Source organism: Pantoea sp. XAF26B01_ASV70 (assembly GCF_054512635.1).
The window spans coordinates 910,904-936,009 of sequence record NZ_CM137251.1 but is presented as its reverse complement, the minus strand read 5'-3'; the positions used below and the strand labels follow the sequence as shown (position 1 = coordinate 936,009).

The 25,106-nt window shown below is 55.9% G+C and carries 24 protein-coding genes; 7 read left to right on the top strand and 17 right to left on the bottom strand.

Going from position 1 to position 25,106, the window contains the following annotated elements; translation table 11 throughout:
* Positions 1-157: 157 nt before the first annotated feature.
* The 4 genes from thyA to rppH form a co-directional block, all read right to left on the bottom strand.
* Positions 158-952 (bottom strand): thymidylate synthase, encoded by a 795-nt coding sequence (thyA, locus tag ACX8ZY_RS04580; RefSeq protein WP_033769926.1) that lies wholly within the window; start codon positions 950-952, stop codon positions 158-160.
* Positions 949-1,830 carry a prolipoprotein diacylglyceryl transferase gene (gene lgt / locus ACX8ZY_RS04575; protein ID WP_010248645.1) on the bottom strand — a complete coding sequence of 294 codons (882 nt, stop codon included), beginning with the start codon at positions 1,828-1,830 and terminating at the stop codon, positions 949-951. Before lgt ends, thyA begins: the two co-directional genes overlap by 4 nt.
* Before the next feature lie 326 nt (positions 1,831-2,156).
* Positions 2,157-4,403, bottom strand: a complete 2,247-nt coding sequence (ptsP, locus tag ACX8ZY_RS04570) for a phosphoenolpyruvate--protein phosphotransferase (protein ID WP_010671041.1) — start codon at positions 4,401-4,403, stop codon at positions 2,157-2,159.
* Positions 4,404-4,415: 12 nt separating this feature from the next.
* Complete coding sequence (gene rppH / locus ACX8ZY_RS04565) at positions 4,416-4,943, bottom strand: RNA pyrophosphohydrolase (protein WP_009087042.1); 528 nt, start codon at positions 4,941-4,943, stop codon at positions 4,416-4,418.
* Positions 4,944-5,627: 684 nt separating this feature from the next.
* On the opposite strand from rppH, the gene mutH reads away from it, so the two are divergent.
* The 4 genes from mutH (at position 5,628) to ACX8ZY_RS04545 (ending at position 8,633) form a co-directional block, all read left to right on the top strand.
* A complete protein-coding gene (gene mutH / locus ACX8ZY_RS04560; RefSeq protein WP_010248652.1) occupies positions 5,628-6,305 on the top strand; it encodes a DNA mismatch repair endonuclease MutH in 678 nt (225 codons plus the stop codon).
* 99 nt (positions 6,306-6,404) lie between these two features.
* Positions 6,405-7,115 (top strand): TerC family protein, encoded by a 711-nt coding sequence (locus tag ACX8ZY_RS04555; RefSeq protein ID WP_010248654.1) that lies wholly within the window; start codon positions 6,405-6,407, stop codon positions 7,113-7,115.
* Positions 7,116-7,233: 118 nt separating this feature from the next.
* A complete protein-coding gene (locus tag ACX8ZY_RS04550; RefSeq protein ID WP_003853956.1) occupies positions 7,234-7,452 on the top strand; it encodes a YgdI/YgdR family lipoprotein in 219 nt (72 codons plus the stop codon).
* 140 nt (positions 7,453-7,592) lie between these two features.
* Positions 7,593-8,633, top strand: coding sequence for an NADP(H)-dependent aldo-keto reductase (locus tag ACX8ZY_RS04545; protein WP_187496083.1), 1,041 nt, complete (start codon positions 7,593-7,595; stop codon positions 8,631-8,633).
* Between the two features lie 40 nt (positions 8,634-8,673).
* Here ACX8ZY_RS04545 and ACX8ZY_RS04540 read toward each other — a convergent pair whose 3' ends face one another.
* The 5 genes from ACX8ZY_RS04540 to ACX8ZY_RS04520 all read right to left on the bottom strand — a co-directional run bounded on the left by ACX8ZY_RS04540 (position 8,674) and on the right by ACX8ZY_RS04520 (position 13,108).
* Complete coding sequence (locus ACX8ZY_RS04540) at positions 8,674-9,126, bottom strand: GNAT family N-acetyltransferase (protein WP_061901157.1); 453 nt, start codon at positions 9,124-9,126, stop codon at positions 8,674-8,676.
* On the bottom strand, positions 9,123-9,896 hold the full coding sequence (locus ACX8ZY_RS04535; protein ID WP_010248663.1) for an FCD domain-containing protein: 774 nt from the start codon (positions 9,894-9,896) through the stop codon (positions 9,123-9,125). Before ACX8ZY_RS04535 ends, ACX8ZY_RS04540 begins: the two co-directional genes overlap by 4 nt.
* Positions 9,897-9,992: 96 nt before the next feature.
* Positions 9,993-10,310: a PTS sugar transporter subunit IIB gene (locus ACX8ZY_RS04530; RefSeq protein ID WP_010248665.1), complete on the bottom strand. Its 318-nt coding sequence runs from the start codon at positions 10,308-10,310 to the stop codon at positions 9,993-9,995.
* Between the two features lie 15 nt (positions 10,311-10,325).
* Positions 10,326-11,753 carry a glycoside hydrolase family 1 protein gene (locus tag ACX8ZY_RS04525; protein ID WP_421665245.1) on the bottom strand — a complete coding sequence of 476 codons (1,428 nt, stop codon included), beginning with the start codon at positions 11,751-11,753 and terminating at the stop codon, positions 10,326-10,328.
* Entirely contained in the window at positions 11,750-13,108 is a 1,359-nt protein-coding gene (locus ACX8ZY_RS04520) for a PTS sugar transporter subunit IIC (protein WP_010248669.1), read from the bottom strand. The genes ACX8ZY_RS04525 and ACX8ZY_RS04520 overlap by 4 nt, the downstream gene beginning before the upstream one ends.
* Before the next feature lie 178 nt (positions 13,109-13,286).
* On the opposite strand from ACX8ZY_RS04520, the gene ACX8ZY_RS04515 reads away from it, so the two are divergent.
* Positions 13,287-13,595 carry a PTS lactose/cellobiose transporter subunit IIA gene (locus tag ACX8ZY_RS04515; RefSeq protein ID WP_010671044.1) on the top strand — a complete coding sequence of 103 codons (309 nt, stop codon included), beginning with the start codon at positions 13,287-13,289 and terminating at the stop codon, positions 13,593-13,595.
* Positions 13,596-13,627: 32 nt separating this feature from the next.
* On the opposite strand, the gene lysA is transcribed toward ACX8ZY_RS04515, so the two are convergent.
* Positions 13,628-14,884 carry a diaminopimelate decarboxylase gene (lysA, locus tag ACX8ZY_RS04510; protein WP_033758716.1) on the bottom strand — a complete coding sequence of 419 codons (1,257 nt, stop codon included), beginning with the start codon at positions 14,882-14,884 and terminating at the stop codon, positions 13,628-13,630.
* A 102-nt stretch (positions 14,885-14,986) separates the two neighbouring features.
* Between lysA and ACX8ZY_RS04505 the strand changes: the two genes are divergently transcribed.
* Positions 14,987-15,907, top strand: a complete 921-nt coding sequence (locus ACX8ZY_RS04505; RefSeq protein ID WP_421665244.1) for a LysR family transcriptional regulator — start codon at positions 14,987-14,989, stop codon at positions 15,905-15,907.
* Here ACX8ZY_RS04505 and ACX8ZY_RS04500 read toward each other — a convergent pair.
* Positions 15,904-17,067, bottom strand: a complete 1,164-nt coding sequence (locus ACX8ZY_RS04500) for an MFS transporter (protein ID WP_010248677.1) — start codon at positions 17,065-17,067, stop codon at positions 15,904-15,906. The genes ACX8ZY_RS04505 and ACX8ZY_RS04500 overlap by 4 nt on opposite strands.
* Before the next feature lie 361 nt (positions 17,068-17,428).
* Between ACX8ZY_RS04500 and ACX8ZY_RS04495 the strand changes: the two genes are divergently transcribed.
* Positions 17,429-18,055 (top strand): serine protease family protein, encoded by a 627-nt coding sequence (locus ACX8ZY_RS04495; RefSeq protein ID WP_421665243.1) that lies wholly within the window; start codon positions 17,429-17,431, stop codon positions 18,053-18,055.
* A 300-nt stretch (positions 18,056-18,355) separates the two neighbouring features.
* Here ACX8ZY_RS04495 and lysS read toward each other — a convergent pair whose 3' ends face one another.
* From lysS to ACX8ZY_RS04465, 6 genes are all read right to left on the bottom strand, one after another.
* Complete coding sequence (gene lysS / locus ACX8ZY_RS04490; RefSeq protein ID WP_010248682.1) at positions 18,356-19,876, bottom strand: lysine--tRNA ligase; 1,521 nt, start codon at positions 19,874-19,876, stop codon at positions 18,356-18,358.
* A 9-nt stretch (positions 19,877-19,885) separates the two neighbouring features.
* A protein-coding gene (gene prfB, locus ACX8ZY_RS04485; protein ID WP_099257461.1) for a peptide chain release factor 2 occupies positions 19,886-20,984 on the bottom strand; the annotation gives its coding sequence in 2 pieces (ribosomal slippage) (positions 19,886-20,908 and positions 20,910-20,984; 1,098 coding nt in all).
* A gap of 231 nt (positions 20,985-21,215) precedes the next feature.
* Positions 21,216-22,949: a single-stranded-DNA-specific exonuclease RecJ gene (recJ, locus tag ACX8ZY_RS04480; protein WP_033769918.1), complete on the bottom strand. Its 1,734-nt coding sequence runs from the start codon at positions 22,947-22,949 to the stop codon at positions 21,216-21,218.
* Between the two features lie 3 nt (positions 22,950-22,952).
* The gene (dsbC, locus tag ACX8ZY_RS04475; RefSeq protein ID WP_010671049.1) at positions 22,953-23,666 is read right to left on the bottom strand and encodes a bifunctional protein-disulfide isomerase/oxidoreductase DsbC; all 714 of its coding nucleotides are present in this window, start codon (positions 23,664-23,666) and stop codon (positions 22,953-22,955) included.
* A 21-nt stretch (positions 23,667-23,687) separates the two neighbouring features.
* Positions 23,688-24,581, bottom strand: coding sequence for a site-specific tyrosine recombinase XerD (gene xerD, locus ACX8ZY_RS04470; RefSeq protein ID WP_010248689.1), 894 nt, complete (start codon positions 24,579-24,581; stop codon positions 23,688-23,690).
* Positions 24,582-24,841: 260 nt separating this feature from the next.
* On the bottom strand, positions 24,842-25,060 hold the full coding sequence (locus ACX8ZY_RS04465) for an ogr/Delta-like zinc finger family protein (RefSeq protein ID WP_187508690.1): 219 nt from the start codon (positions 25,058-25,060) through the stop codon (positions 24,842-24,844).
* Between the last annotated feature and the right edge of the window lie 46 nt (positions 25,061-25,106).

The following is a 25,106-nucleotide window of genomic DNA, read 5'->3' as shown; positions in this document are numbered from 1 at the left end:
AACAAGGCGCGATTTGGCAGGCTGGAAAGCACGTCGCAGAGAATCTTCCCCAACAGCATGAATTGGCAGAAGCGTGCGAGCGTTGCCGTAGATTTACCGGTTGGCGGGCAAAAAAAAGCCCCGGCGATGAAGCCAGGGCGTTATCTTTTATCGCGAATCAGATGGCGACAGGGGCTTTGATCGCGGGATGCGGATCGTAGCCTTCAATCTCAAAATCTTCGAACTGATAGTCAAACAGCGACGATGGTTTGCGTTTGATAACAAGTGATGGCAGCGGACGCGGTTCGCGGGTCAGCTGCAGGCGCGCCTGCTCCAGATGGTTACTGTAGAGGTGGGTATCACCGCCGGTCCAGACAAAGTCGCCCACCTGCAGATCGCACTGCTGCGCCACCATATGTACCAGCAACGCATAGCTGGCGATGTTAAACGGCAGGCCCAGGAAGATGTCGCACGAGCGCTGATAGAGCTGGCAGGAGAGTTTGCCGTCCGCCACGTAGAACTGGAAGAACGCGTGGCAAGGAGCCAGCGCCATCTCGCTCAGCTCGCCGACGTTCCAGGCAGAAACGATAATCCGGCGTGAGTCGGGATCGCGCTTCAGCTGCTCCATCACCTGGCTTAGCTGGTCAATCTCCTGGCCGCTGGCCGTTCCCCAGCTGCGCCACTGTTTGCCATACACCGGGCCGAGATCGCCATTCTCATCCGCCCACTCATCCCAGATGGAGACGTTGTTTTCTTTGAGATAACCGATGTTGGTATCACCTTTCAGAAACCACAGCAGCTCATGAATAATTGAGCGGATATGACATTTCTTGGTGGTGACCAGCGGAAAACCATCCTGCAGGTTGAAACGCATCTGGTGACCAAAAATTGAAAGCGTACCGGTGCCGGTACGGTCAGCTTTTGGCGTGCCTTCGTGCAGCACATGTTGCATTAAATCCAGATACTGTTTCATTTTTCCTCGCGAAATTGTGGCTGCGGGCGACGACGATACGCCCAGATCATCATAATAATACCGGCAATAATCATCGGCACAGAGAGAATCTGTCCCATACTGATTCCGCCTTCAAACAGGCCAAGCTGGGCATCCGGCTGGCGGAAGAACTCAACGATAATACGGAAGGCGCCATAGCCAATCAGGAACAGGCCAGAGACGCTGCCCATCGGGCGTGGCTTACGAATAAACAGATTCAGGATGATGAAAAGCACTATCCCTTCCAGCACCAGTTCGTAGAGCTGCGAAGCATGACGCGGCAGCACGCCGTAGGTGTTGAGCAGCGCCTGGTATTGCGGATTGGTGGCGGCCAGCGCGACATCTTCGCTGCGGGAGCCAGGGAACAGCATGGCATAGCGGAAGCCCGGATCGACACGGCCCCAGAGCTCACCGTTAATGAAGTTGCCGAGACGACCGGCACCCAGACCGAACGGGATCAGCGGCGCGATGAAATCAGCCACCTGGAAGAAATTACGTCGGGTGCGGCGGGCAAAGACCAGCATGACGACAATCACCCCGATGAGGCCACCGTGGAACGACATGCCGCCATCCCAGACTTTAAACAGATAGAGTGGATTTTCCAGGAACAGCGGTAAGTTGTAGAACAGCACATAGCCGATGCGTCCACCCAGGAAGACCCCCAGGAAACCGGCATAAAGCAGGTTCTCCACTTCCTCTTTTTTCCAGCCGCTGCCCGGCTGATTGGCGCGGCGGACAGCCAGCCACATGGCGAAAACAAAGCCCACCAGATACATCAGACCGTACCAGTGAAGCGAAACCGGTCCAATCGAGAAGATCACCGGATCGAACTGCGGAAATGCAATATAGCCGTTATTCATCATTCACCGTCTATTTTTCAACCCTGAAAAGGGGCGTTGTCAGGCACATAAATTAAGGCTGCGCATCATAGCACAGCCGGTTTTGTGAATTGTCCCGCAAATGTAAACGCGGATAACGCCCAGAGTCTGACTCGTCAGGCGTACATTGTTGCAGCCAGACTGGTCATGTACAGCGCGCAACAACCGGAGCGTACACATAGTACGTGAGGATTACTCGCTGTGCTCGCCCCTTCAGGGCCGCCCTGACGGGCGTTCAGGTTGCTAAAGCAGCCTGTGTGAGCACTGCCCAGGGCCAGAATGGCAAATAAAATAGCCTGAAGTGGCGCTTAGCGACCGCCGCGGATCAATCCACCCAGCCCGCGACGCTCCATAAAGGTCGAGACCAGATGACGAACCTCGGTGGCGGTATGAGCATTCATACCCTGCTCGCTGAGTTGCTGTGCTTCTTCGTGATCCAGATGGCGCAGCAGGTATTTCACCCGTGGTACGTTTTTGCCGTTCATGCTGAGATGGTGATACCCCAGCCCGACCAGCAGCGCCACGCACATTGGATCGCCGGCCATTTCACCACACAGGCACAATTCCAGATTGGCCAGACGGGCTTCCTGCGCAATCGTATTCAGTGCGCGCAGCATCGCCGGATGCAGCGAGTCGTAGAGATTGGCCACGCGGGTGTTGTTGCGATCCACCGCCAGCAGATACTGGGTCAGATCGTTGGTGCCAACCGAGATAAAATCGACCCGTGATGCCAGATGCGGGATCATAAACAGCATCGACGGCACTTCAATCATGATGCCGATGCGCGGCGCGGGGATCGTATAGCCCAGCATCTCTTCGACTTCGCGTCCTGCGCGATCGATCAGCTTTTTCGCTTCGTCGATCTCATCGATATGGCTGATCATCGGCAGCAGAATACTGAGGTTGCCGGATGCGGCGTTAGCACGCAGCATTGCGCGCACCTGCACCAGGAAAATTTCCGGCTGGTCAAGCGTCAGGCGGATGCCGCGCCAGCCCAGACAGGGATTCTCTTCACTGATAGGCATGTAGGGTAGCTGTTTATCTGCTCCTACATCCAGGGTACGCAGCGTCACAGGCTTGTTGTGAAACAGCTGTAACATGCCCTGATACTGTGCCACCTGCTCCTCTTCCGACGGGAAGCCGTTCTGCAGCATAAACGGGATTTCGGTGCGGTAGAGACCGATGCCATCCACCCAGTTGCCCAGCGTCTGCTCATGCTCCGGGCTTAAGCCGGCATTCAGCATCACCTGCACGCGCTCGCCGCTTTTCAGTTCACCGGGCTGATCGACCACGCCTTCCGCCATTTTGCTCAGCGCATTCTCTTCGCTGATCAAACGCTGGTACTCCTGCACCAGCACCGGCTCGGGATCGATCAACAGCTCACCGCGATACCCATCGACGATCAGCAAACGTTTGTTGAGCTGATGGGGCTGGATATCAGCGCCCATGACCGTCGGGATCCCCATCGCGCGGGTCAGAATCGCCGCATGGGAGTTGGCTGCGCCGTCACGCACCACCACGCCCGCCAGCCGCTCATGCGGCAGCTCAGCTAAGGTGGTGGCGGTCAGCTCATCGGCCACCAGCACAAAGCGTTCCGGCCAGGCATTGGTGCCGACCAGCGTATCGTCAAGGTGAAACAGCAGGCGCTGACCCAGCACCCGCAGATCGCCTGCGCGTTCACGCAGGTAGGTGTCCGTCAGGCTGGCAAACTGTTCAGCAAACTTCTCGATGACCTGTTTCACTGCCCATTCAGCGACCGAGCCGCGTTCGATCTCATCGAACAGATCTTTTTTCAGTCGGGCATCGGTTAACAGGTGAGAGTAAAGGTCGAAAATGGCCGCACTCTCTTTCTGAGCGCTGGCGCTGAAGCGTTTACTGAAGCGACGAAATTCACTGGTGGCTTCGCTCATGGCGAGCGACAGACGCTCACGTTCGCGATGAACATCCAGCGTTGAGGCAGCCGAAACCTGATCGAGCAGTGGCTGCGTCTCATCCACCCAGCCCGGTGCCACCGCCACGCCAGGCGCAGCTGCAATTGCGCGCACCCGCGTCTGCCGGAACTGACCAAATAGTTGAGCCATCTGCGACTGCGACAACAATGCCGCCATCTGGGTGGCAAGGGTGACCAGAAACGACTCTTCGCTTTCATCAAACTGACGGTGCTCGCGCTGCTGCACCACCAGCACGCCCAGTAACTGGCGACGGCTGATAATCGGCACGCCGAGGAAGGAGCGGTAGCGCTCCTCTTTCACTGCGGGGATATATTTAAAGCTGGGATGACTCTGGGCGTCAGCAAGGTTAATCGGTTCGGCCAGACGGCCTACTAAACCGACGATCCCCTCGTCAAACGCCAGGGTCACGGTGCGGCCACGCGGTTTTTTAAGTCCGCGCGTCGCCATCAGGTAGTAGCAGTGACGATCGTGGTCGGCGAGGTAAACGGAACAGACTTCCGTATCCATCGCCAGACAGATCTCATTAACCAGGATGTCGAGTGCTTCATTGAGACGCGGCGCACTCGCCACTTTTTCTACAATTTCGCGCAACTGAGTGAGCATAAAGGGCGTGGCCTATCCTCTCTTACGTCGATGGGCAGGATTATTTCGCTGCCCCGCACTCTCCTGCATAGACATCACCACGCCAGCGAATTCCTTCATCACCCGACGATAAACGTCGCGCTTAAAGGAGACAACCTGACGCACCGGATACCAGAAACTGACCCAGCGCCAGCCATCGAACTCGGGCGTGCTGCTGTGCTGCACATTGATATCCGCGTCATTACACATTAACTGCAGAAGAAACCACTTTTGTTTCTGGCCGATACATACCGGCTTTGTGTCCCAACGCACCAAACGTTTTGGCAACTTGTAACGTAACCAGTTACGGGTAGAAGCAAGTATTCGAACATCTTTCCGGTGTAATCCGACTTCTTCGAACAGTTCGCGATACATCGCCTGTTCTGCGGTTTCACCGGGATTGATGCCTCCCTGAGGAAATTGCCAGGAGTGCTGTCCAAAGCGCCTGGCCCATAACACTTGTCCCTGCCGGTTACAGATTACGATACCAACATTCGGGCGGTAGCCATCATCATCGATCACCGGACTACCTCAAAGCAAAATTTGAATGAGCTGATTGTTTCACACTCCTTACAGGCGGTAAACCACTGGATTCATGGGGGGTTAAGCCATCATCGCCGGGATAACTCACAGAAAATGGCAAAGTTATAAACAATGACCGAGAAAAAGATCGATCTTATTCACCTTTTCTGTGGATAGCTTTGTGCAGAACGCGGGAGTTATCTGAATAACCTTTTCCGTGCGCGCTGAAGAGCCAAAATGAGCCAGCAACACATCATTATGATTTTTAATGAAATTAAATCGAAAACCTTACCGGTAAATCTTTTATAAACAGTGAATATTTTCATGGTAACTGACAATTGCTTAAAATATAAGCACACTGCTTTTTATCCACAGATAATCGCTCAGGGTTAGGCCAGAGCGGCGAAATTATGGCCAGATCGTGAAAAGTCAAGGCTGTAAATGGAACCAGTACCGCACTCAGACGGTGGTTATCCCATTTTTCTGTGGATAACCGGGCTGGAGATCCTGTTCATTGTTGCGGGTAAGCTGGGATAACCCTGAAGCACCTGGGGCGGCGAGCGTGCAATCCGCTAAAAAAAGCACGATCTATCATGTTATTATCGATCCCTGACGCGGATTATTTATGTGAGAAACGTGACTCACCTGCTGTTGTACAATTTTTAACCAATGCGAGTATTCACCATGAGTTACCAGCCAGGACCACCTGAAGATGAAGCCAGCCTGCTGGCACGCGCGCAGGATTTAGCCGGTTTAACCCTGGAAACCCTGGCCGCGCGCGCCGGTCTGCCCATGCCTGCGGATCTCAAACGTGATAAGGGCTGGGTCGGCATGCTGCTTGAGTGGCATCTTGGTGCCAGCGCAGGCAGCAAAGCGGAGCAGGACTTTGCCCATCTGGGTATCGAACTGAAAACCATCCCGATTGATGCGCAGGGTAAACCGCTGGAAACCACCTTTGTATGCGTGGCACCTCTGACCGGCAACAGCGGCGTGACCTGGCTCACCAGCCATGTGCGCCACAAGCTGGCGCGGGTATTGTGGATCCCGGTTGAAGGCGGGCGTGAGATTCCGCTGCGGGAACGCCGTGTCGGCGCGCCGCTGTTATGGAGCCCCGATGCAGAAGAAGATGAGATGCTGCGGCAGGACTGGGAAGAGCTGATGGATATGATTGTGCTGGGTCGCGTAGAGCAGATTACCGCGCGACATGGTGCCTGGCTGCAAATACGGCCCAAAGCCGCCAATAGCAAAGCGCTGACAGAAGGAATCGGCGATCAGGGCCAGCCAATCATGACGCTGCCGCGCGGTTTCTACCTGAAGAAAAGCTTCACCGGGCCCCTGCTGGCGCGTCATTTTCTCCTCTGAACGTCGCCACCCGCGTTGATGTGTCGCAATTTTGTGGGAGATCGGCGAAATGAATGCGTATAATCGCCGTTTACTTTTCGTTTAGGATTAAATGTCGGTATGTTTGAGTGGATTTCCGATCCCAACGCCTGGCTGGCGCTGGGCACCCTGACCATCCTTGAGGTGGTGCTGGGTATTGATAACATCATTTTCCTGTCGCTGGTGGTCGCTAAACTGCCAAAACACCAGCAAGCCAGCGCACGTCGCATTGGTCTGATGGGCGCGATGCTGATGCGTCTTGGCCTGCTGGCTTCTATCGCGTGGGTAGCCCGTCTGACTAACCCGCTCTTTACGCTGATGGATCATGCGTTCTCGGCGCGCGATCTGATTCTGCTGTTTGGCGGACTGTTCCTGCTGTGGAAATCGAGCATGGAGATCCATGAAACGATCGAAGGCAGCGAAGGCGAACACAACACCCGCGTCCATTCCTTCCTGGGTGCGATTGTGCAGATCATGATGCTCGACATTATTTTCAGCCTCGACTCGGTGATCACGGCCATCGGCCTCTCCGATCATCTGTTCATTATGATGGCGGCGGTGGTTATTGCCGTGCTGATGATGATGTTCGCTGCGCGCGCGATCGGTGAGTTTGTTGACCGCCATCCGTCAGTGAAAATGCTGGCTCTCTCTTTCCTGATTCTGGTCGGTTTCACCCTGATCCTGGAGAGTTTTGCGGTCCACGTACCAAAAGGTTACATTTATTTCGCTATGTTCTTCTCAATGGCGGTTGAGTGTCTTAACCTGATGCGCAGTAAGAAAAAGCACGCCTGATAAAGTCAAGGGCGAGCCTGCTCGCCCGGTTATTTTCAGATTCATACGATTAACCCTGCCGGCAAAACCATTTATTACTACACTGTTTGCACTTGACCATTTGTGAGGATTAGGCGTGATGAAAGGGTTGGCAGGAGTAGCACTGGTGATGGTAACCGCCGCATTCTTAAGTGGATGCAGTTCTGATTATGTCATGGCGACCAAAGATGGCCGGATGATCATGACCGAAGGCAAGCCGAGCATTGATAAAGAGACCGGCCTGGTGGAGTACACTGACCAGACGGGTCATATGGTGCAGATTAACAGCGATGAGGTTTCTACGATCATTGAACGTTAAGTGCCCGATTTAATCACCTGCCACCGATTCCCGGCTGGCAGGTGATTTCCCCGACTTTTCCCCCTTCCTTCCCCGCCATTGCTCGCGCTATAGTCCCTGAGGACACAACATTCCATTCCATAAAGAAAAGGAAGCTGGCAATGCACTATCATCGTATTCCCCACAGCACGCTGGAAGTGAGTCAGCTGGGGTTGGGCACCATGACGTTTGGCGAACAGAACAGCGAAGCCGACGCCCATGCTCAACTGGATTTAGCTATCCGTTCCGGCATCAACTTTATTGATACTGCCGAGATGTATCCGGTGCCCCCGCGTCCGGAAACCCAGGGTCTGACCGAACAATATATTGGCAGCTGGCTTAAACAGCGCGGCAGCCGCGACAAAATCATTCTTGCCAGTAAAGTGGCCGGGCCTTCACGTGGCAATGATGCGTCGATTCGCCCGGATATGGCGCTGGACCGTAAAAACATCCGCGCAGCACTCGATGCCAGCCTGAAACGCCTGAATACTGACTACCTTGACCTCTACCAGCTGCACTGGCCACAGCGTCAGACCAACTATTTTGGCAAGCTTGGCTATCAGTACAGCGAAACCACCGCTCAGGTGACGCTGCTGGAGACGCTGGAAGCGCTGACCGAACAGGTGCGCGCTGGTAAGATCCGCTATATCGGGGTGTCGAACGAAACCGCGTGGGGCGTGATGCGCTATCTGCAGCTGGCGGAGAAGCATGAGCTGCCGCGCATTATCAGCATTCAGAATCCCTACAGCCTGCTGAACCGCAGCTTTGAAGTGGGTCTGGCCGAAATCAGCCAGCATGAAGGCGTAGAGCTGCTGGCATATTCCAGCCTGGCGTTTGGAACGCTGAGCGGCAAATACCTGAATGGCGCGCAGCCTGCGGGCGCACGCAACACGTTGTTCAGCCGCTTTACCCGCTACAGCGGCGAGCAGTCACAAAAGGCGATTGCCGAATATGTGGCACTGGCTCAGCAGCATCAGATCGACCCGTCGCAGATGGCCCTGGCCTATGTGCGTCAGCAGCCGTTTGTGGCCAGCACGCTGCTGGGCGCCACTACGCCTGAACAGTTGCAGATCAATATCGACAGCTTCAATCTGACCTTAAATGCAGAGATCCTGGAAGGCATTGAGGCGATCCACCATCGTTATACCTATCCGGCTCCCTAAGCGCTCTGTTGCCAGCTGCCGCGATGGCGGCTGGCATCTCTTACAGGTCGCGATAATAGAGTTTTACCGGCTTAGCGGGATACTCCAGCGCTTCGCCCTGTGGCAGCCAGCCATAACGTTCGTAGTAGCCCCCAAACGTTGACCATAACCATAACCGTGGATAGCCTTGTGCCTGCGCATAGGCGATGACATGCTGCTGCAGCGCCTCACTGACACCTTTGCCGCGCACCGACTCATCAACATAGAGCGCCGCCAGCCAGGGGAAAAGATCCTGACGGCTGATCAGGTCGCAGCGCCAGAATCCCACCGTGCCGACTGCCCTGCCCATCTCCACGGCAACGAAAGTCACTGGAAAATCAGCACCGATAAGGCTGCTGTTCACCACACTGGCAAAGAACGCCCGGCTGGTGGCTTCACCAAATGCGCGCCACTGCCAGTCGATGATCTGATCGGCAAATTGGGGGGCATCGCTGAGCGATACAATCTCAATCACATCAGTTTCCCCTGAAAGATCGGGACTGAATCAAACAGGTAGCCATCAAAGTCAGGCGCATCGGCGTCGGAAAGCTCCAGCAGCGTATTCTTGACGTTCTCAAGGTGCTGCCAGGTAGATTGCCAGGCCCCCATCACATCACGCCGACGCAGAGCGGCCAGGATAGTCTGGTGATCGCCAAGCCACTTCAGGCGATAGGCGCGGGTTTCAAACTGCGGGCGCAGCTGCTGCCAGAGCGGGCTACTGTCATGATGTCGCCAGATGCTGGTGACGGTATCGAGCAGCATCTGATTCTGACTGGCACCCGCCAGCAGCAGATGAAACAACTTGTCGTTGTCCTGACTGCTGTCGTTGGCGGCGATAGCACGCTGCTCCTGTTCCAGCGTTCGGCGCAGATTTTCAATGTCCGCTTTGGTCGCCATTTTTGCGGCAAAGGCTGCAATATTGCTCTCCAGCAACTGACGTGCCTGTAGCATTTCAAACGGGCCAACGTCGCTGCGGAAGAAGGCCTCTTCTTCATCATCACTGGCGGAAGGAATACGCATCACATAGACGCCGGAGCTCTGGCGGATATCCACCGTACCTTCCAGCTCCAGCATCAATAATGCCTCGCGCACGATGGTCCGGCTGACGCCCCAGGTTTCAGCCAGCTGACGTTCAGGCGGCAGGCGCGATCCCACCGGATAGTGCCCGTCACAGATCTGCTGACGCAGGTGCTGACCAATTTCCTGATACTGCTTTTTTTCTTGCGGCGCTTCGGCTTTGTCCACACTGTCACCCTTTGCAATCAATGCGCTAACGGCATTGCCGCGGTTCCCTGCGCGACAATGCCCGCGAACCGGAGAGGCTGGCTCGCAAACTGGGGCTCAGTGTATCAAAGCCAGCGCCTGATCGAGTACCTTTGCACCATTCAGCGTGCCGTAAGCAACCGTATCGATCACCGCGATGGGCAACTGATAGCTGTCGGTGAGTTTTCTGTTCTCCTCCAGTTTGAAGCGCACCTGTGGCCCGAGCAGCACGACCACCACCTCGTTGCCGTAGTTTTGCAGCTCTTCACGCAGGTTTTGCTCCGGAATGGCGTAGATCTGAAATGCCAGACCGCGCGCGGCAGCCTCCTTTTCCATCCGCGTCACCACCATTGAGGTCGACATGCCCGCAGCACAGGCCAGAACAATTCTTTTCATGCTCGTTTCCTCGCGTTATTTCGGCTCATCATCAAGCCACAGGGTAAATTGCTGCGTGTCGCGCAGCGTACGGAACCAGTGGGCAGATTTCTTCATACGGCGCTGACGCTGCTTATCTAAGTCGATTTCGATAAGACCATAGCGATTTTTAAAGGCATTCATTGGCGAGACATTGTCGGTAAACGCCCACAGCATATAGCCCTGACAGTTAATCCCCGCCTGACTGGCGCGTATCGCCTGATGCAGGTGCTCGCTGATAAACGCGATGCGGTAATCGTCCTGAATCTCCCCGTCGGCATTTTTGAACTGCGCTTCGTTCTCAATTCCCATACCGCTTTCAGCCACAAACCACGGGATATTGCCGTACTCATCGCGCATCCGCTGCGCCATATCCCAGATAATTTCGGGTTGAATTTCCCAGCCGCGTGAAGGGTTCATCCGTCGCCCCGGCAGTTCAAAGTGTTCGTAATACCAGGCGGGATGAAAGGGTGTCTCGGGATGCCAGGCGCGGGACGGTGCCTTCACGCGATGCGGATAGTAGAGATTAAGCCCGACTTCATCGACGGTATTGGCGGCAATAATCGCCAGCTCTTCCGGGGTGGTTTCCCACTCAATCTGATGCTTATCAAGCAGCGCCAGCAGCTCCGCCGGATACTCGCCTTTAATGGCGGGATCGAGAAACACCCGGTTGTAGAACAGGTCATAAATATGCGCCGCCTTCTGGTCGTGCGGGGCTGACGATCGCGGATAGGTGACTTCCGGATTGAGTATGGTACCAATGCGACCGGCATAGCCTGCCGCGCGGAACAGCTTCACTACCCGGGCGGTAGCAAGATTCTTGTGGTGGTTCCACTGCATCCATTTATGGGTGTTCTGCTCATAAGGCCAGCGCAGCGCGTCGAGATAGACGCGGGTCTGCACCACAATCGGCTCGTTAAACACAAACCAGCGCGTGACCCGACCGGCATAGCGTTTAAACACCTGTTCGACATAACGGATAAAGAGTTCAACGACATGCTTTGACTGCCAGCCGCCATACTGCTCCAGCAGCGTGGCGGGCAGCTCGTAATGCTCCAGACAGAGCATCAGTTCAATGCCCTGGCGCTTCATTTCATCAATCAGCCGGTCATAGTAAGCCGCGTATTCCTCATCGACCGTAGCGGTTTCGTAATCGATCAGGAAACGCGACCAGTTGATTGAAGTGCGGTAGTGGGTCAGCCCGCTGGCCTTCATTAGCGCCACATCCTCACTAAAGCGGTTGATAAAGTCGGTGGCAACCGCCGGGCCGTAGCCGTTGTGCCAGACGTGACGATCCTGCTGATACCAGGCGTCAGGCCAGGAGTCCTGCCCCGCTTTTTTTCCGCTCCAGCCTTCCGTCTGCCAGGCGGAGGCAGCAGCTCCCAGAATGAAATTCTCAGGTATGTGGACAGTCTGACGACTCATAACACCTCCGTTCTGTTAGGGTTCAGCTCAGGTTGCAGGCTCTTTGCTTCCGCTGCTTCTGCTGCATCCGCGCGGCGGGCTGCGACTTTCACAAATGGCAGATAGATAAGTACTGACACCAGAATGCAGACGATCTGCGTCACCACCGCACCCATCGATCCGGCCGTTGACAGCCAGGCATTGATAATCGGAGGCGTGGTCCATGGCACCATCACCACGGCTTTCCCGGCAAATCCCATCACCGTAGCGAAGTAACCGATAGAACCTGTCACTAGCGGTGTGATGATGAAAGGGATAGCCAGTATCGGGTTAAGCATAATCGGCATACCAAATATAACCGGCTCGTTGATATTGAAAATGCCTGGCCCGAACGACAGTTTGGCGATTTCACGCATCTCTTTGCGTCGTGTTGCCAGCATCACGGCGGTGAGCAGCCCGATGGTCAGGCCGGAACCGCCGATGCTCATATAAACATCCCAGAACGGCATGGTGATGATGTTCGGTGCCTCTTTTCCCTGCTCAAAAGCGGTCATGTTGACCATAATCGCGCCCAGCAACAGCGGCTCACGGATCGGCTTCACCATCTGGTTGCCGTGAATACCAATCACCCAGAACAGCTGGGCGACGAACATCAGAATCAGAATGCCCCACAGGCTCTGCACCACCGACTCCAGCGGCTGCTGCACCACCTGGTATACCGCGTCGTAAAGGTACATGCCGGTGACGCGATGGAAGATAAAGCCAAAGGTCGCTATCAGCGTCACGGTGATGATTGAGGGGATGAGCGCGGAGAAAGAGGCGGCCACATTGGGCGGCACGGTGTCGGGCATTTTGATTTTCAGCCGCTCAACCTGTTCGAGGCGGCAGTAAATCTCTACCGACAGAATGGCGATAAACATGCCGAGAAACAGGCTCTTGGTATCGGAGAATTGTTTGGCCAGCACGTCGGTGACCAGGTGCATCTGCCCATCGACCATCATCTGTAAGGTGGTCGGCGTTACGGATACAAAGCAGATGATCGCCAGCAGGCCGGGAAACAGCGTTTTTATACCGTTGATGCGCCCAAGCTCAATACCAATCAGGAACACCGCACCAATGTTGAGAAAGCTGAGCGTGGCGTAATTGATACTGCTGGTGATGGGCTTGAGGTCAGCTAAAAAAGCCAGGGCGGCAAAGCTGGCAAGGCCATTTTTGCTGTCCAGCACCATGTTAGAGATCAATACCGAGAAGGCGCCAACAATGATCACCGGCATCAGGGTAATGAATGAGGCTTTAATCGCCATGATGTAGCGATAACTGTTAAAGCGGGTAGCAAAGCTGCCCAGGGAATCGATAAGGCGGTCCTGTAGAGACATGATCAACCCTCAGAGATGTAAGATCGGTATTCCTGTAATCGTCGTGGTCTTCCCTGTCAGTGGCATACCAAACTGACGAATCTCCTCGGTTTTTTCTGTGACGAACCTCCCGGAAACGTTTATTGGCATTCCAGTATGATTAAAACGGCCAATTTGGCATACCAATAGCGGAGGCGTTATGGATTACGAACAGACCATGATGGAATTGCTGATCAATGCAGGGGAAGCCCGTTCGTCGGCGATGATGGCGATTCAGTGTGCGCGCAAACGCGACTGGACCGGGGCTGACGCGGCGCTGGCAGCTTCAGATACCGCGGCAAAAGCGGCACATAAAATTCAGACCGCGTTGATTGGTGCAGACGAGGGAAGCGGAAAATTGCCGGTCACGCTGATTCTGGTGCATGCGCAGGATCATCTGATGAATGCAATGCTGTGCCGCGAGCTGGCAGAGGAGCTGGTCATGCTGCGCAAAGAGATCTATGGCTGACAGGCGGCGCGCTGGCCGCCCGGGTGAGGTGATTAGCTGATTTCCAGTGCCAGTAGCGACTCAATAGTCTGCGCGCGGCGGATCTCGCGCGGCTGGCCCTGCTCAAACAGCACTTCCGGGATCAGCGGACGGCTGTTGTAGTTAGAGGACATGGATGCACCGTAAGCACCGGTGTCGTGGAAGACCAGGTAATCGCCAACCTTTGCCGCCGGAATCGCGCGTGGTTCGACCATGCCGCCCTCCAGCTGGGTAAAGACATCACCCGATTCGCACAGCGGGCCAGCGACCACCGTGTCGATAGTCTGCTGCTCATCAATGGCCCGCTCATCGCCCGCCATCAGCGAGATATGGTGATAGCTGCCATACATTGAGGGGCGCATGAGGTCACTGAAACCGGCATCGACCAGGACGAAGTGACGGCTGCCCATCGACTTAACCGCCCGTACCTGAGAGACCAGCACACCGGCCTCGGCCACCAGGAAACGGCCCGGTTCGATCTCCAGCTTTATCGCGTGACCCAGATGCTGGGCAATACGCTGCCGTGCTGCATCCCACAGGCCGAAATAGTGATCGGTATCGATCGCCTCTTCACCATAGCGATAAGGCACAGAGAGGCCACCGCCCGCAGAGATCGCGGTCAGATCCTGACCCGACGCCATCACCAGTTCAACCATCGCATCACAGACCTGCTGCAGATGCGCATAATCGACGCCTGAGCCGATATGCATATGAATGCCCACCAGCTGCAAGCCGTGCTGCTTAATCGCCGCCAGCGCCTCGGCTAAATCGGCGTGCCAGATACCGTGCTTGCTGTTTTCGCCACCGGTATTGGTTTTCTGACTGTGGCCGTGACCAAAACCAGGATTGACCCGCAGCCACACCGCATGTCCCGGTGAGACCGCGCCGAGCTGATGCAGCATATCGATCGATCCGGCATTAACCGGCACCTTTAACGCGGTCACCCGCTCCAGCGTCGGCTGATCGAACAGATCCGCGGTAAAGACGATCTCATCACCGCCGGGCTGGTAACCCGCGGCCAGCGCACGTTCGATCTCACCCAGCGATACCGAGTCCACTTTCACGCCTGCTGCGCGCATCAGGCGCAGGATATGCGTATTCGAGCAGGCCTTCTGCGCAAAGCGCACCACATCAAATGCCTGCAGCTGGGCAATACGCGCCTGAATAATCTGCGCATCATAAGCCCAGAATGGCCCGGTGTAGCGGCGTGCCAGCGGCAGCAGGTTAGCGGCGCTGAGTGCGGTTTCGGTACTCTGTAAGGAACGTGGCATGGCAATTCTCCTGTGGCAATAGCTGCATTAAGCCAGAATCGTGTCATAGCGAAAAATATCTGTTTTAATAGCATCTATGCAGAATGGATATAGGAAGGGTGCGTGGCGAACATTAACTGGCGGCATATCGAGATTTTTCATGCGGTGATGACCAGCGGCAATCTGACTCAGGCCGCGACACTGCTGCACACCTCACAGCCGACGGTGAGCCGGGAGCTGGCACGCCTGGAGCAGCAGCTGGGATTAGAGTTGTTCGGACGGGTTCGTGGTCGCCTGCAACCGACGGTGCAGGGATTACGTCTGTTTGAAGAGGTGCAGCGATCCTGGTACGGACTGGATCGCATCATGGAAGCGGCTGAAGGGCTGCGCCAGTTCCGTCAGGGTGAGCTGTCGATCGCCTGCCTGCCCGTTTTTTCGCAGTCGCTGCTGCCACCACTGTGTCAGCCCTTTTTACAGCGCTACCCGGATGTGAGCCTGAATGTGATTCCGCAGGAGTCGCCGCTGCTGGAGGAGTGGCTGTCAGCACAGCGCTACGATATCGGCTTAACCGAAACCCAGCACGCTCCGGCCGGCACTGACCGTCTCGCCCTGCTCACCTGCGATGAAGTATGCGTATTGCCTCAGAATCACCCTCTGAGTCAGCGTTCAGAGCTGACGCCGCACGATTTTGCGGGCGAACAGTATGTGAGCCTGTCGCGCAGTGACAGCTATCGTCAGTTGCTGGATGCGCTGTTTCATGAGCAGGGCGTCGAGCGGCGGCTGGTGATGGAGACGCACAGTGCCGCTTCAGTGTGCGCCATGGTCAGAGCGGGCGTGGGCATTTCAATTGTGAATCCGCTGACGGCGCTGGATTACGCCGACAGCGGTGTGGTGATGCGTCAGTTCAGCGTGGCGGTTCCGTTTACCGTCAGCCTGGTGAGGCCGCAGCACCGCCCTGCATCGGCGCTGGTCGATGCCTTTGTCAGCCATCTGCAATGGCAGGTGGCTGACTTTCCGGCACGCATCGCCGCCCGCCTGGCTTAAGCGCGAACCCTAGCGGCTGCGCGGCCCGATTTGCGGAAAGTGATCAGACAGATCAGCAGGCCGATTGCCGCCAGCGCAGCGGCAGCAACCGGCACCGCCGTCAGGCCATATCCACGGCCAATCACCGCACCGCCGACCCAGGCACCCAGCGCATTGCCCACGTTAAACGCCGAAATGTTCAGGGTTGAGACCAGGTTAGGCGCCTCTTTGCCGTGACGTACCACGTTGATCTGCAGACCCGGCACCGTCGCAAAGGTCGCCATCGCCCACAGGAACAGGGTGATCTCCGCCAGCCACAGCGCATGGCTGGTCCAGCTGAACAGCAGCGAGAAGATGGCGATCAGGGAGAAGCTGAGGATCAGGCTAAAGGAGACTTTCCAGTCGGCCAGTTTGCCGCCAAGAATATTACCGACCGTCAGGCCTGCGCCAATCAGGAACAGCGTCCAGCTGACGCCGCGATCGCTGATGCCCGTCACCTCTAGCAGCAGCGGCGCAATGTAGCTGAACAGCGCAAACATCGCCGCGGCAAAGAACACCGTCATCAGCAGCGACAGCCACAGTTTCCCGTTGGCCAGTGCACCAATTTCACTCGCCAGGTGAACCGGCTTTTCCTGTTTATTGTTGGGCAGACTCACGATCAGGGCGATAAACGCCAGCACGCCAATCACAGCCACGCCCCAGAAGGTGGCTCGCCAGCCAAACATCTGTCCGAAACTGGTTCCCAGCGGAACGCCCAGCACGTTGGCTAAGGTTAGTCCGGTGAACATCAGTGCGACAGCGGAAGCCTGACGACCGGCTGGTACCAGACTAGCGGCGACCACCGCGCCAATACCGAAGAAGGCACCGTGACAAAGCGCGGTGACGATGCGTGCCAGCATCAGCAGGTTATAGTTGTAAGCCAGCGCACACAGCAGGTTGCCGACAATAAATATCACCATCAGCAGAATCAGCGTTTTTTTACGCGGCAGCCTGGCGGTGAGCAGCGCCATAATCGGCGCACCTATCGCCACGCCCAGCGCGTAGCCGCTGATCAGCCAGCCCGCCGACGGAATTGACACCTGAAGGTCACGCGCCACCTCCGGCAGCAATCCCATAATGACAAACTCAGTGGTTCCGATGGCGAACGCACTCAACGCCAGCGCCATTAATGCTACAGGCATAACACTCTCCCAATATCATTTGCAGGTGAACTGCACAGACGCGCAGCCCCTCGACGCTTATTAAAATTTGATCTGCGTCACGGTGAGCATTACAGCACAGTGCTGATGCGCGACATAGCCTGCGCGCAGCAAAGGATTATTGCCGGGGCCGCAATAATCCTGCTGCTTTGCCGGAACAAATGGCTTTGTCAGCCTGCTGGCTAAGCCTGTTAAAGCGCACATGACCCAGGGTCAGGTTGTCATTTCCCGCGAACCCGTTACGCTTTTTAGTGCGTATTTAATTAATAAATCCTTAACGTTGCCGATATATCCCTAATCAATTGCCAGGTGATGTGATCAACTTCTGACGCAGGGAGAGAGAATGCAACGACTCATAGCCTTAATGGTGTTTGGCTTAACCGGCTGCTCGGTGGGTCATTATGAGTACAGTAAAGAAGCTGAAAAACGGGTGGATATGACCGTGACCGGCATTCCCACCGTGCTGGGTTTAGGCACGCTCGGTACCACCATCCCACTGACGCCGGAGTACAGCCTGACCGCCGCACATGTGGCAAAGTTTTCGCTTTACCGGGTCAAAGCCTGGCATCCGCAATGCGATCTGGCCGTGGTCTACCACAAAAACAGCGAAATGAACCTGCCACCCAACTTTCGTAACAGCCACATCGGCGATCAGGTCAATCTCTACGGCTACAGTTTTATTTCGGCCATGCCGGTCAGTTCCAGCGGGCAGAACCTGATCAATACCACGCTGGCGAACAGCTGGAATAAGCCGGACTGCGTCGTGGTGGCGGCGAATGCGGGGGTGGTCAAAGGGATGTCGGGCGGCGCAGTCTATAACGCCTCTGATGATACGCTGGCGGGCGTGATTATTGGCTACAGCAATAACATCAACGACAATGTCAGCGGTAAGACACTCTATAAGAACGTTGCGCTCTATGTGCCTTACTCGCGATTTCAGACATGGCTGGATCAGGCGATTAAATCCTGATATCTGCTGAACGAACAGATGTAAAAAAGGCCGGAATTTCCGGCCTTAAGCTTGGTGACAAAGTCGGGCCTGGTTCGCTGTAAGACCGAGCCTGCACAGGTAACACGGTCAGATCGGAAAGACGCAAAAACTGTCATCCATGACCGCTCGGCCCACGCCATCCATGGCGCGGGACGCTTTCCTCTTCTGACCGTGTTCCCTGTGCCGTGAGTTTATCAGTTGCTGCCAAATTCACTCTGATTCGGCTTTGTCATCACGCTGTCAGGCCTGAAGATCAGGCCTGACAGCGACTCATAACGATTACTTGCTGCCTGGACGCAGTGCCGGGAACAGAATCACATCGCGGATAGTGTGGCTGTTGGTAAACAGCATCACCATACGGTCAATACCGATACCCAGACCGGCGGTTGGCGGCAGACCGTGCTCCAGTGCGGTGACATAGTCTTCGTCGTAGAACATCGCTTCGTCGTCGCCAGCATCTTTAGCATTCACCTGCTGCAGGAAACGCTCAGCCTGATCTTCCGCATCGTTCAGCTCGGAGAAGCCATTACCGATTTCACGACCGCCAATGAAGAACTCAAAGCGATCGGTGATTTCCGGGTTCTCGTCGTTACGACGGGCCAGCGGAGAGACTTCAGCCGGATATTCAGTGATGAAGGTCGGCTGAATCAGATGCGCTTCTGCGGTCTCTTCAAAGATTTCGGTTACGACACGGCCCAGACCCCAGCTTTTCTCAACCTTGATGTGCAGTGATTGAGCAATCGCCACCGCTTTATCAAAGTCTTCCAGATCGGCCAGATCCGTTTCCGGACGGTATTTCTTGATCGCTTCACGCATGGTCAGTTTTTCAAACGGCTTACCGAAATCAAACTCCTGCTCGCCGTAAGGCACCACGGTGCTGCCCAGCACATCCTGCGCCAGCGTACGGAACAGGCTTTCGGTCAGCTCGATCAGATCTTTGTAATCCGCATAAGCCATATAGAGTTCCATCATGGTGAACTCTGGGTTATGACGTGGCGAAATACCTTCGTTACGGAAGTTACGGTTGATCTCGAACACGCGATCGAATCCGCCCACCACCAGACGCTTCAGATAAAGCTCTGGAGCGATACGCAGATACATGTCGATATCCAGCGCATTGTGATGGGTGATGAACGGACGCGCAGACGCGCCGCCAGGGATCACCTGCATCATCGGGGTTTCCACTTCCATAAAGTCGCGGCCCACCATGAACTGGCGAATGCCGGCCATGATCTGCGAACGAATTCTGAAGGTGTTACGCGACTCCTCGTTGGCGATGAGATCAAGGTAACGCTGACGGTAGCGCGTTTCCTGATCGGCCAGGCCGTGGAACTTGTCCGGCAGCGGACGCAGTGCTTTGGTCAGCAGGCGCAGTTCAGAACAGTGAATCGACAGTTCGCCGGTTTTGGTTTTGAACAGTTTGCCGCGCGCGCCCAGGATATCGCCGAGATCCCACTTTTTGAACTGCTCGTTGTAGATGCCTTCAGCCAGATCGTCACGCGAGACGTAAAGCTGAATCCGGCCACCCACATCCTGCAGGGTCACGAAAGAGGCTTTACCCATGATACGACGGGTCATCATACGTCCGGCAACGCTGACTTCGATGCCGAGATCTTCAAGCTCTTCGTTGCTCTTCTCGCCATAGCTCTCATGCAGCTGGTTTGAGAGACTGTCACGACGAAAATCGTTAGGAAACGCCACGCCATTTGCACGCAGCACGCTCAGCTTTTCGCGACGCGCTTTCAGTTCGTTATTTAACTCAACGGCGGCATCAGCGCTCTGCGGTTGTTGTTCAGACATGTCGGTTCCTTATAACCCTGCTTTTAAACTAGCTTCAATGAATCGATCCAGGTCGCCGTCCAGCACCGCCTGGGTGTTACGCGTCTCTACGCCGGTGCGCAGATCTTTGATGCGTGCATCATCGAGAACGTAAGAACGGATCTGACTTCCCCAGCCGATGTCGGACTTATTGTCCTCCAGCGCCTGTTTCTCAGCGTTTTTCTTCTGCATCTCAAGCTCGTACAGCTTCGCTTTCATCTGCTTCATCGCCTGATCTTTGTTCTTGTGCTGAGAACGGTCATTCTGACACTGGGTGACGGTACCGGTTGGAATATGGGTAATACGTACCGCAGATTCCGTCCGGTTAACGTGCTGGCCGCCCGCCCCTGACGCACGATAGACGTCAATGCGCAGATCGGCCGGGTTGATGTCGATATCAATATCGTCATCCACTTCCGGATAGATAAAGGCTGAGCTGAAGGAGGTGTGACGACGGCCGCCGGAGTCAAACGGGCTCTTACGCACCAGGCGATGCACGCCCGTTTCGGTACGCAACCAGCCAAAGGCGTAGTCGCCTGACACGCGAATGGTCACAGATTTAATGCCTGCAACTTCACCTTCAGACTCTTCGATAATTTCGGTTTTGAAGCCTTTGGCTTCGGCCCAACGCAGATACATACGCATCAGCATGCTGGCCCAGTCCTGCGCTTCGGTGCCGCCGGAACCCGCCTGCAGATCGATGTAGCAGTCGGCGCTGTCATACTCGCCAGAGAACATGCGGCGGAATTCCAGCTCGCCCAGCTTGCCCTCAAGGACATCCAGCTCGGCAACCGCTTCGTCGAAAGTCTCTTCGTCTTCCGCTTCTACCGCCAGTTCAAGCAGACCCTGCACATCTTCCAGGCCCTGCGACATCTGATCCAGCGTCTGCACGATCGCTTCCAGCGAGGAGCGCTCTTTGCCCAGCGCCTGAGCACGCTCAGGTTCGTTCCAGACATCGGGCTGTTCCAGCTCGGCGTTTACTTCTTCGAGGCGTTCTTTCTTGGCATCGTAGTCAAAGATACCCCCGAAGAACGTCGCTGCGCTCACTGAGGTCCTGAATACGGTTTTTGACCGGGTTGATTTCAAACATGGCTTTAGCGTCTTTCTTATGTTCGATGGGACAGGAAATTTAACGCACAAGTTTACCCGAAACTGGCGGCAGTTTGTAGCGCTGAGACAGCGGGCTGATGCCGGGGCGGCGTGACGCGTTGCATTTGCTTATCGGGCTGCGACGACAACCGCTCGCACCGCAGGTTAACGCAGGGAAAAAACAGGCTGACGCGCCTCTGCCGTGACCGGAGACGCGCGCGCCTTAGAAAAATCAAAGCGGCCAGATATGGTCAATGATCAGCTGTACCGAGCGGTTACCACGATACTCATTGATATCCAGCTTATAGGCCAGTTCGACCTGGCGAATGCTGCTGTCGGGCCACAGGGTGGTATCGACATTAAAGGCGATCCCGTCGATCAGCGGACCGCCGTCCAGCGGTTCGACCATCACTTTCAGATGTCGCTCGCCCACCAGCCGCTGTTGCAGCAGCTTAAATTTGCCGTCAAAGGCGGGTTCCGGGAACGCCTGGCCCCAGGGGCCCGCTTCGCGCAGCATCTCAGCGGTCTGCAGCGAAAACTCCTGCGGCTGCAACGCACCATCTGACCAGATGATGCCCTGCAGAGATTCGCCATCCAGCCACTCACCGACCAGATCGGCAAAGCGCTGACGAAACTCCTCGTAGCGTGCGGTTTCCAGTGATAAGCCTGCCGCCATGGCATGACCGCCAAACTTCAGCATCAGGCCGGGATTCAGCGTATCCAGACGCTCCAGCGCGTCGCGCAGATGCAGACCGGCAATTGAGCGGCCTGAGCCTTTCAGCGTGCCGTCGCCCGCCGGAGCAAAGGCAATCACCGGACGATGGAAACGCTCTTTCAGACGGGAAGCGAGGATCCCCACCACCCCCTGATGCCATTCGGGATGATAAAAGGCCAGCCCCAGCGGTAGATCGCGCTGCTCACGCTCCAGCGCCTGACACAGCGCCAGCGCTTCGCTCTGCATGCCCTGCTCTATCTCTTTTCGTGTCTGGTTCAGCGCGTCCAGCTCACTGGCTAACATCCGTGCCTGACTGAGATCCTCAGTCATTAACAGCGCCACGCCCACCGACATATCGTCGAGCCGGCCTGCGGCATTGAGCCGTGGCCCCAGCGCAAAGCCGAGATCGCTGGCTGCCATCTGACGCGCATCGCGATTAGCAATCTCCAGCAGCGCCCGGATGCCTGGCCGGCATTTTCCCGCCCGGATGCGGCTGAGTCCCTGCCACACCAGAATGCGGTTGTTGACGTCGAGCGGCACCACGTCGGCAACCGTGCCGAGCGCCACCAGATCCAGCATCTCCGCCAGATTGGGTTCGGTGCGAGTGGCACCAAACCAGCCCTGGGTGCGCAGATGGGCGCGCAGAGCAAGCATCAGATAGAACGCAACGCCCACGCCCGCCAGTGCACGTGAGGGAAAGTTGCAGTCCGGCAGATTGGGATTAACGATCGCCTCAGCGGCCGGTAAGGTCTCGCCCGGCAGGTGGTGGTCGGTAATCAGCACCGGAATCCCGTGCTGATGGGCACATTCAACGCCGGCGTGGGAGGAGATGCCGTTGTCGACGGTCAGGATCATCGCCGCGCCGCGCGCGCGCGCCTGCTCAACCACTTCAGGGCTGAGGCCATAACCATCTTCAAAGCGGTTAGGCACCAGATACTGCACGTTGCCGCCGCCCATGCTGCGCAGCGCCATGACCGTCAGCGCGGTACTGGTCGCGCCATCGGCATCAAAGTCGCCCACCACCATAATGCGACGCCCATCCAGCAGCGCCTGATGCAGCAGTTCCACTGCGCTCTCAATCCCGCTTAAGGACTGGTACGGCAGCAGGTTTTTCGCCCCGCGCTCCAGCTCTGCCGCGTCGCGCACGCCGCGTTGCAGATAGAGTCGTTTCAGCAGCGGCGGCAGCGTCGCCGGAAGCGCATCGTCAACCGTCACCTCACGGCGACGGAGTTCCACATCCTGTTTTACCACCGATTAACCACCACGCTTCTGATTGTCCAGCACCTGCTTCAGCTCCTGCGGCGACTGATAACCTGGGATCATCATGCCGCTGTCTGTCAGCATCGCGGGCGTGCCCTGAATGCCGAACAGCACGCCAAGTTTATAGTGCTGGGCGATATCGATTTTGCAGCTGTCTGGTGCGGCCATCTTCGGCGCATTGCCTTTCATCGCCTCATCAAACGCTTTATTGCGGTCAGCGCTGCACCAGATCGCTTTCATCGCTGGCTCAATCTGACCATTCAGCCCTTCACGCGGAAACGCCAGGTAGCGCACGGTGATGCCCAGCGCATTGTAGTCCGCCATCTGCTCGTGCAGCTTGTGACAGTAGCCACAGGTGATGTCGGTAAAGACCGTGATCACGTGCTGCTCTTTAGGCGCTTTGTAGACGATCATCTCCGGCACCAGCGCTTCGACTTTTTTGTCCAGTAGCTGGTTGGTGACGTTGACCGGCTGTTTGCCGCTGACGTCATAGAGCGGGCCCTGGATCATATGTTTGCCGTCGTCGGTCACGTAGAGCACGCCGCTTTCTGACAGCACGGTTTTAAAACCCGGCAGCGGTGACGGGCTGATCTCCGTCTGGTTCAGACCGAGCTTTTTAAGTGATTGCTGAATGGCGCTGTCATCGGCCTGTGCGAGACCGGAAAAGGCGCTGGCTAAAAGAGCCAGCATGGCAAAATGCTTGTTCATTTTTGTCCTTATCGCCGCGGTTCAGGCCCGCGGATGGTGTTGTTGATGCAACTGACGCAGGCGCTCAGTGGCGACGTGCGTATAAATTTGGGTGGTGGAGAGATCGCTGTGTCCCAGCAGCATCTGTACGACACGCAGATCGGCACCGTGGTTCAGCAGATGGGTCGCAAAGGCATGGCGCATCACATGCGGTGATAACTTTTCGCTGTCGATCCCCGCCAGCGTGGCGTAATGCTTGATGCGATGCCAGAAGGTCTGGCGCGTCATCTGCTGCGCCCGATTACTGGGAAACATCACGTCCAGCGTCTGACCGTTGAGCAGCCACGGACGACCATGTTCCATATATTGCTCCAGCCAGTAAACCGCTTCTTCACCTAAAGGCACCAGCCGCTCTTTATCCCCTTTACCGATAACCCGGACAACGCCCTGGCGCAGGCTGATGTCGCTGAGCGTCAGGCCAATCAGTTCGGAGACGCGCAGGCCCGTGGCGTAGAGAAGCTCCAGCATCGCTTTGTCGCGCAGCTCCAGCGGGATATCGATATTCGGCGCCTGCAACAGTCGCTCGACCTGCGCCTCACTGAGATCTTTCGGTAAACGCTGCGGCAGTTTTGGTGCTGACAACAGCGCGCTGGGATCGTCCGGGCGCAGCTTTTCGCGGTAAAGATACTGGAACAGGCGACGCATGGCGCTGAGCAGCCGCGCTGAGCTGGTCGCCTTGTAGCCTCCCTCCAGCCGTTCAGCCAGAAACTGCTGCAGATCCAGCGGCGCAACGCTAAGCAGCGTCAGCTGATGATGTGCCAGCCATCCGGTCAGCGTCTGGAGGTCCTGGCGATAAGAGGAGAGAGTGTTCTGCGCCAGATTGCGTTCAATCCAGAGCGCATCAAGAAACTGTTCTGTCAGATCGCTGTCCTGCACGTTATCTCCGCCGTCTGGTGTAAAATCATGCTCATTATGCCTGATTCAGCAGCGCTTCTGGTACAATTGCGCCAAAGTCAGTATTTACAGAGTGTTATCTGCATGAAAATCGGTCTATTTTGAATAGACCAATAAATATTCTTTATATTCATATACATATAAAATTTTTTATTTGTTAATGGCGGCAAAATGGCGGCACAACTCTTAACTTTCAGGCAAAAAAAAACCCGCATTTGCGGGTGTTTTTTTTCGCTTTTTTATTACAGCCAAAGCATTTGCTGATGATTTCTACCTGGGTGCGGAGGCACTGGCTTCACATCGCCCGGCATCATTATGATTGATGACACTGTTTCTAAAGACTTAAAGGTGCAGCTACAGTTGATATTTTGACACTGGTTATAACGTTCTTTAGTTTCCTTAGATATCTGGTTGCTGCTGCGAGTATGAGCCGCATTCCCGCATATTGGACAATTCATCATTATTTGATACACCTCGCAGTTGAACTCTTTTACGAACTTTCCGATG

Excerpts from the sequence above, each read along its gene's own strand:
- thyA (WP_033769926.1), bottom strand. The coding sequence starts at position 952 with ATGAAACAGTATCTGGATTTAATGCAACATGTGCTGCACGAAGGCACG.
- lgt (WP_010248645.1), bottom strand. The coding sequence starts at position 1,830 with ATGAATAACGGCTATATTGCATTTCCGCAGTTCGATCCGGTGATCTTC.
- ptsP (WP_010671041.1), bottom strand. The coding sequence starts at position 4,403 with ATGCTCACTCAGTTGCGCGAAATTGTAGAAAAAGTGGCGAGTGCGCCG.
- mutH (WP_010248652.1), top strand. The coding sequence starts at position 5,628 with ATGAGTTACCAGCCAGGACCACCTGAAGATGAAGCCAGCCTGCTGGCA.
- ACX8ZY_RS04555 (WP_010248654.1), top strand. The coding sequence starts at position 6,405 with ATGTTTGAGTGGATTTCCGATCCCAACGCCTGGCTGGCGCTGGGCACC.
- ACX8ZY_RS04550 (WP_003853956.1), top strand. The coding sequence starts at position 7,234 with ATGAAAGGGTTGGCAGGAGTAGCACTGGTGATGGTAACCGCCGCATTC.
- ACX8ZY_RS04545 (WP_187496083.1), top strand. The coding sequence starts at position 7,593 with ATGCACTATCATCGTATTCCCCACAGCACGCTGGAAGTGAGTCAGCTG.
- ACX8ZY_RS04530 (WP_010248665.1), bottom strand. The coding sequence starts at position 10,310 with ATGAAAAGAATTGTTCTGGCCTGTGCTGCGGGCATGTCGACCTCAATG.
- ACX8ZY_RS04525 (WP_421665245.1), bottom strand. The coding sequence starts at position 11,753 with ATGAGTCGTCAGACTGTCCACATACCTGAGAATTTCATTCTGGGAGCT.
- ACX8ZY_RS04520 (WP_010248669.1), bottom strand. The coding sequence starts at position 13,108 with ATGTCTCTACAGGACCGCCTTATCGATTCCCTGGGCAGCTTTGCTACC.
- ACX8ZY_RS04515 (WP_010671044.1), top strand. The coding sequence starts at position 13,287 with ATGGATTACGAACAGACCATGATGGAATTGCTGATCAATGCAGGGGAA.
- lysA (WP_033758716.1), bottom strand. The coding sequence starts at position 14,884 with ATGCCACGTTCCTTACAGAGTACCGAAACCGCACTCAGCGCCGCTAAC.
- ACX8ZY_RS04500 (WP_010248677.1), bottom strand. The coding sequence starts at position 17,067 with ATGCCTGTAGCATTAATGGCGCTGGCGTTGAGTGCGTTCGCCATCGGA.
- ACX8ZY_RS04495 (WP_421665243.1), top strand. The coding sequence starts at position 17,429 with ATGCAACGACTCATAGCCTTAATGGTGTTTGGCTTAACCGGCTGCTCG.
- lysS (WP_010248682.1), bottom strand. The coding sequence starts at position 19,876 with ATGTCTGAACAACAACCGCAGAGCGCTGATGCCGCCGTTGAGTTAAAT.
- dsbC (WP_010671049.1), bottom strand. The coding sequence starts at position 23,666 with ATGAACAAGCATTTTGCCATGCTGGCTCTTTTAGCCAGCGCCTTTTCC.
- ACX8ZY_RS04465 (WP_187508690.1), bottom strand. The coding sequence starts at position 25,060 with ATGATGAATTGTCCAATATGCGGGAATGCGGCTCATACTCGCAGCAGC.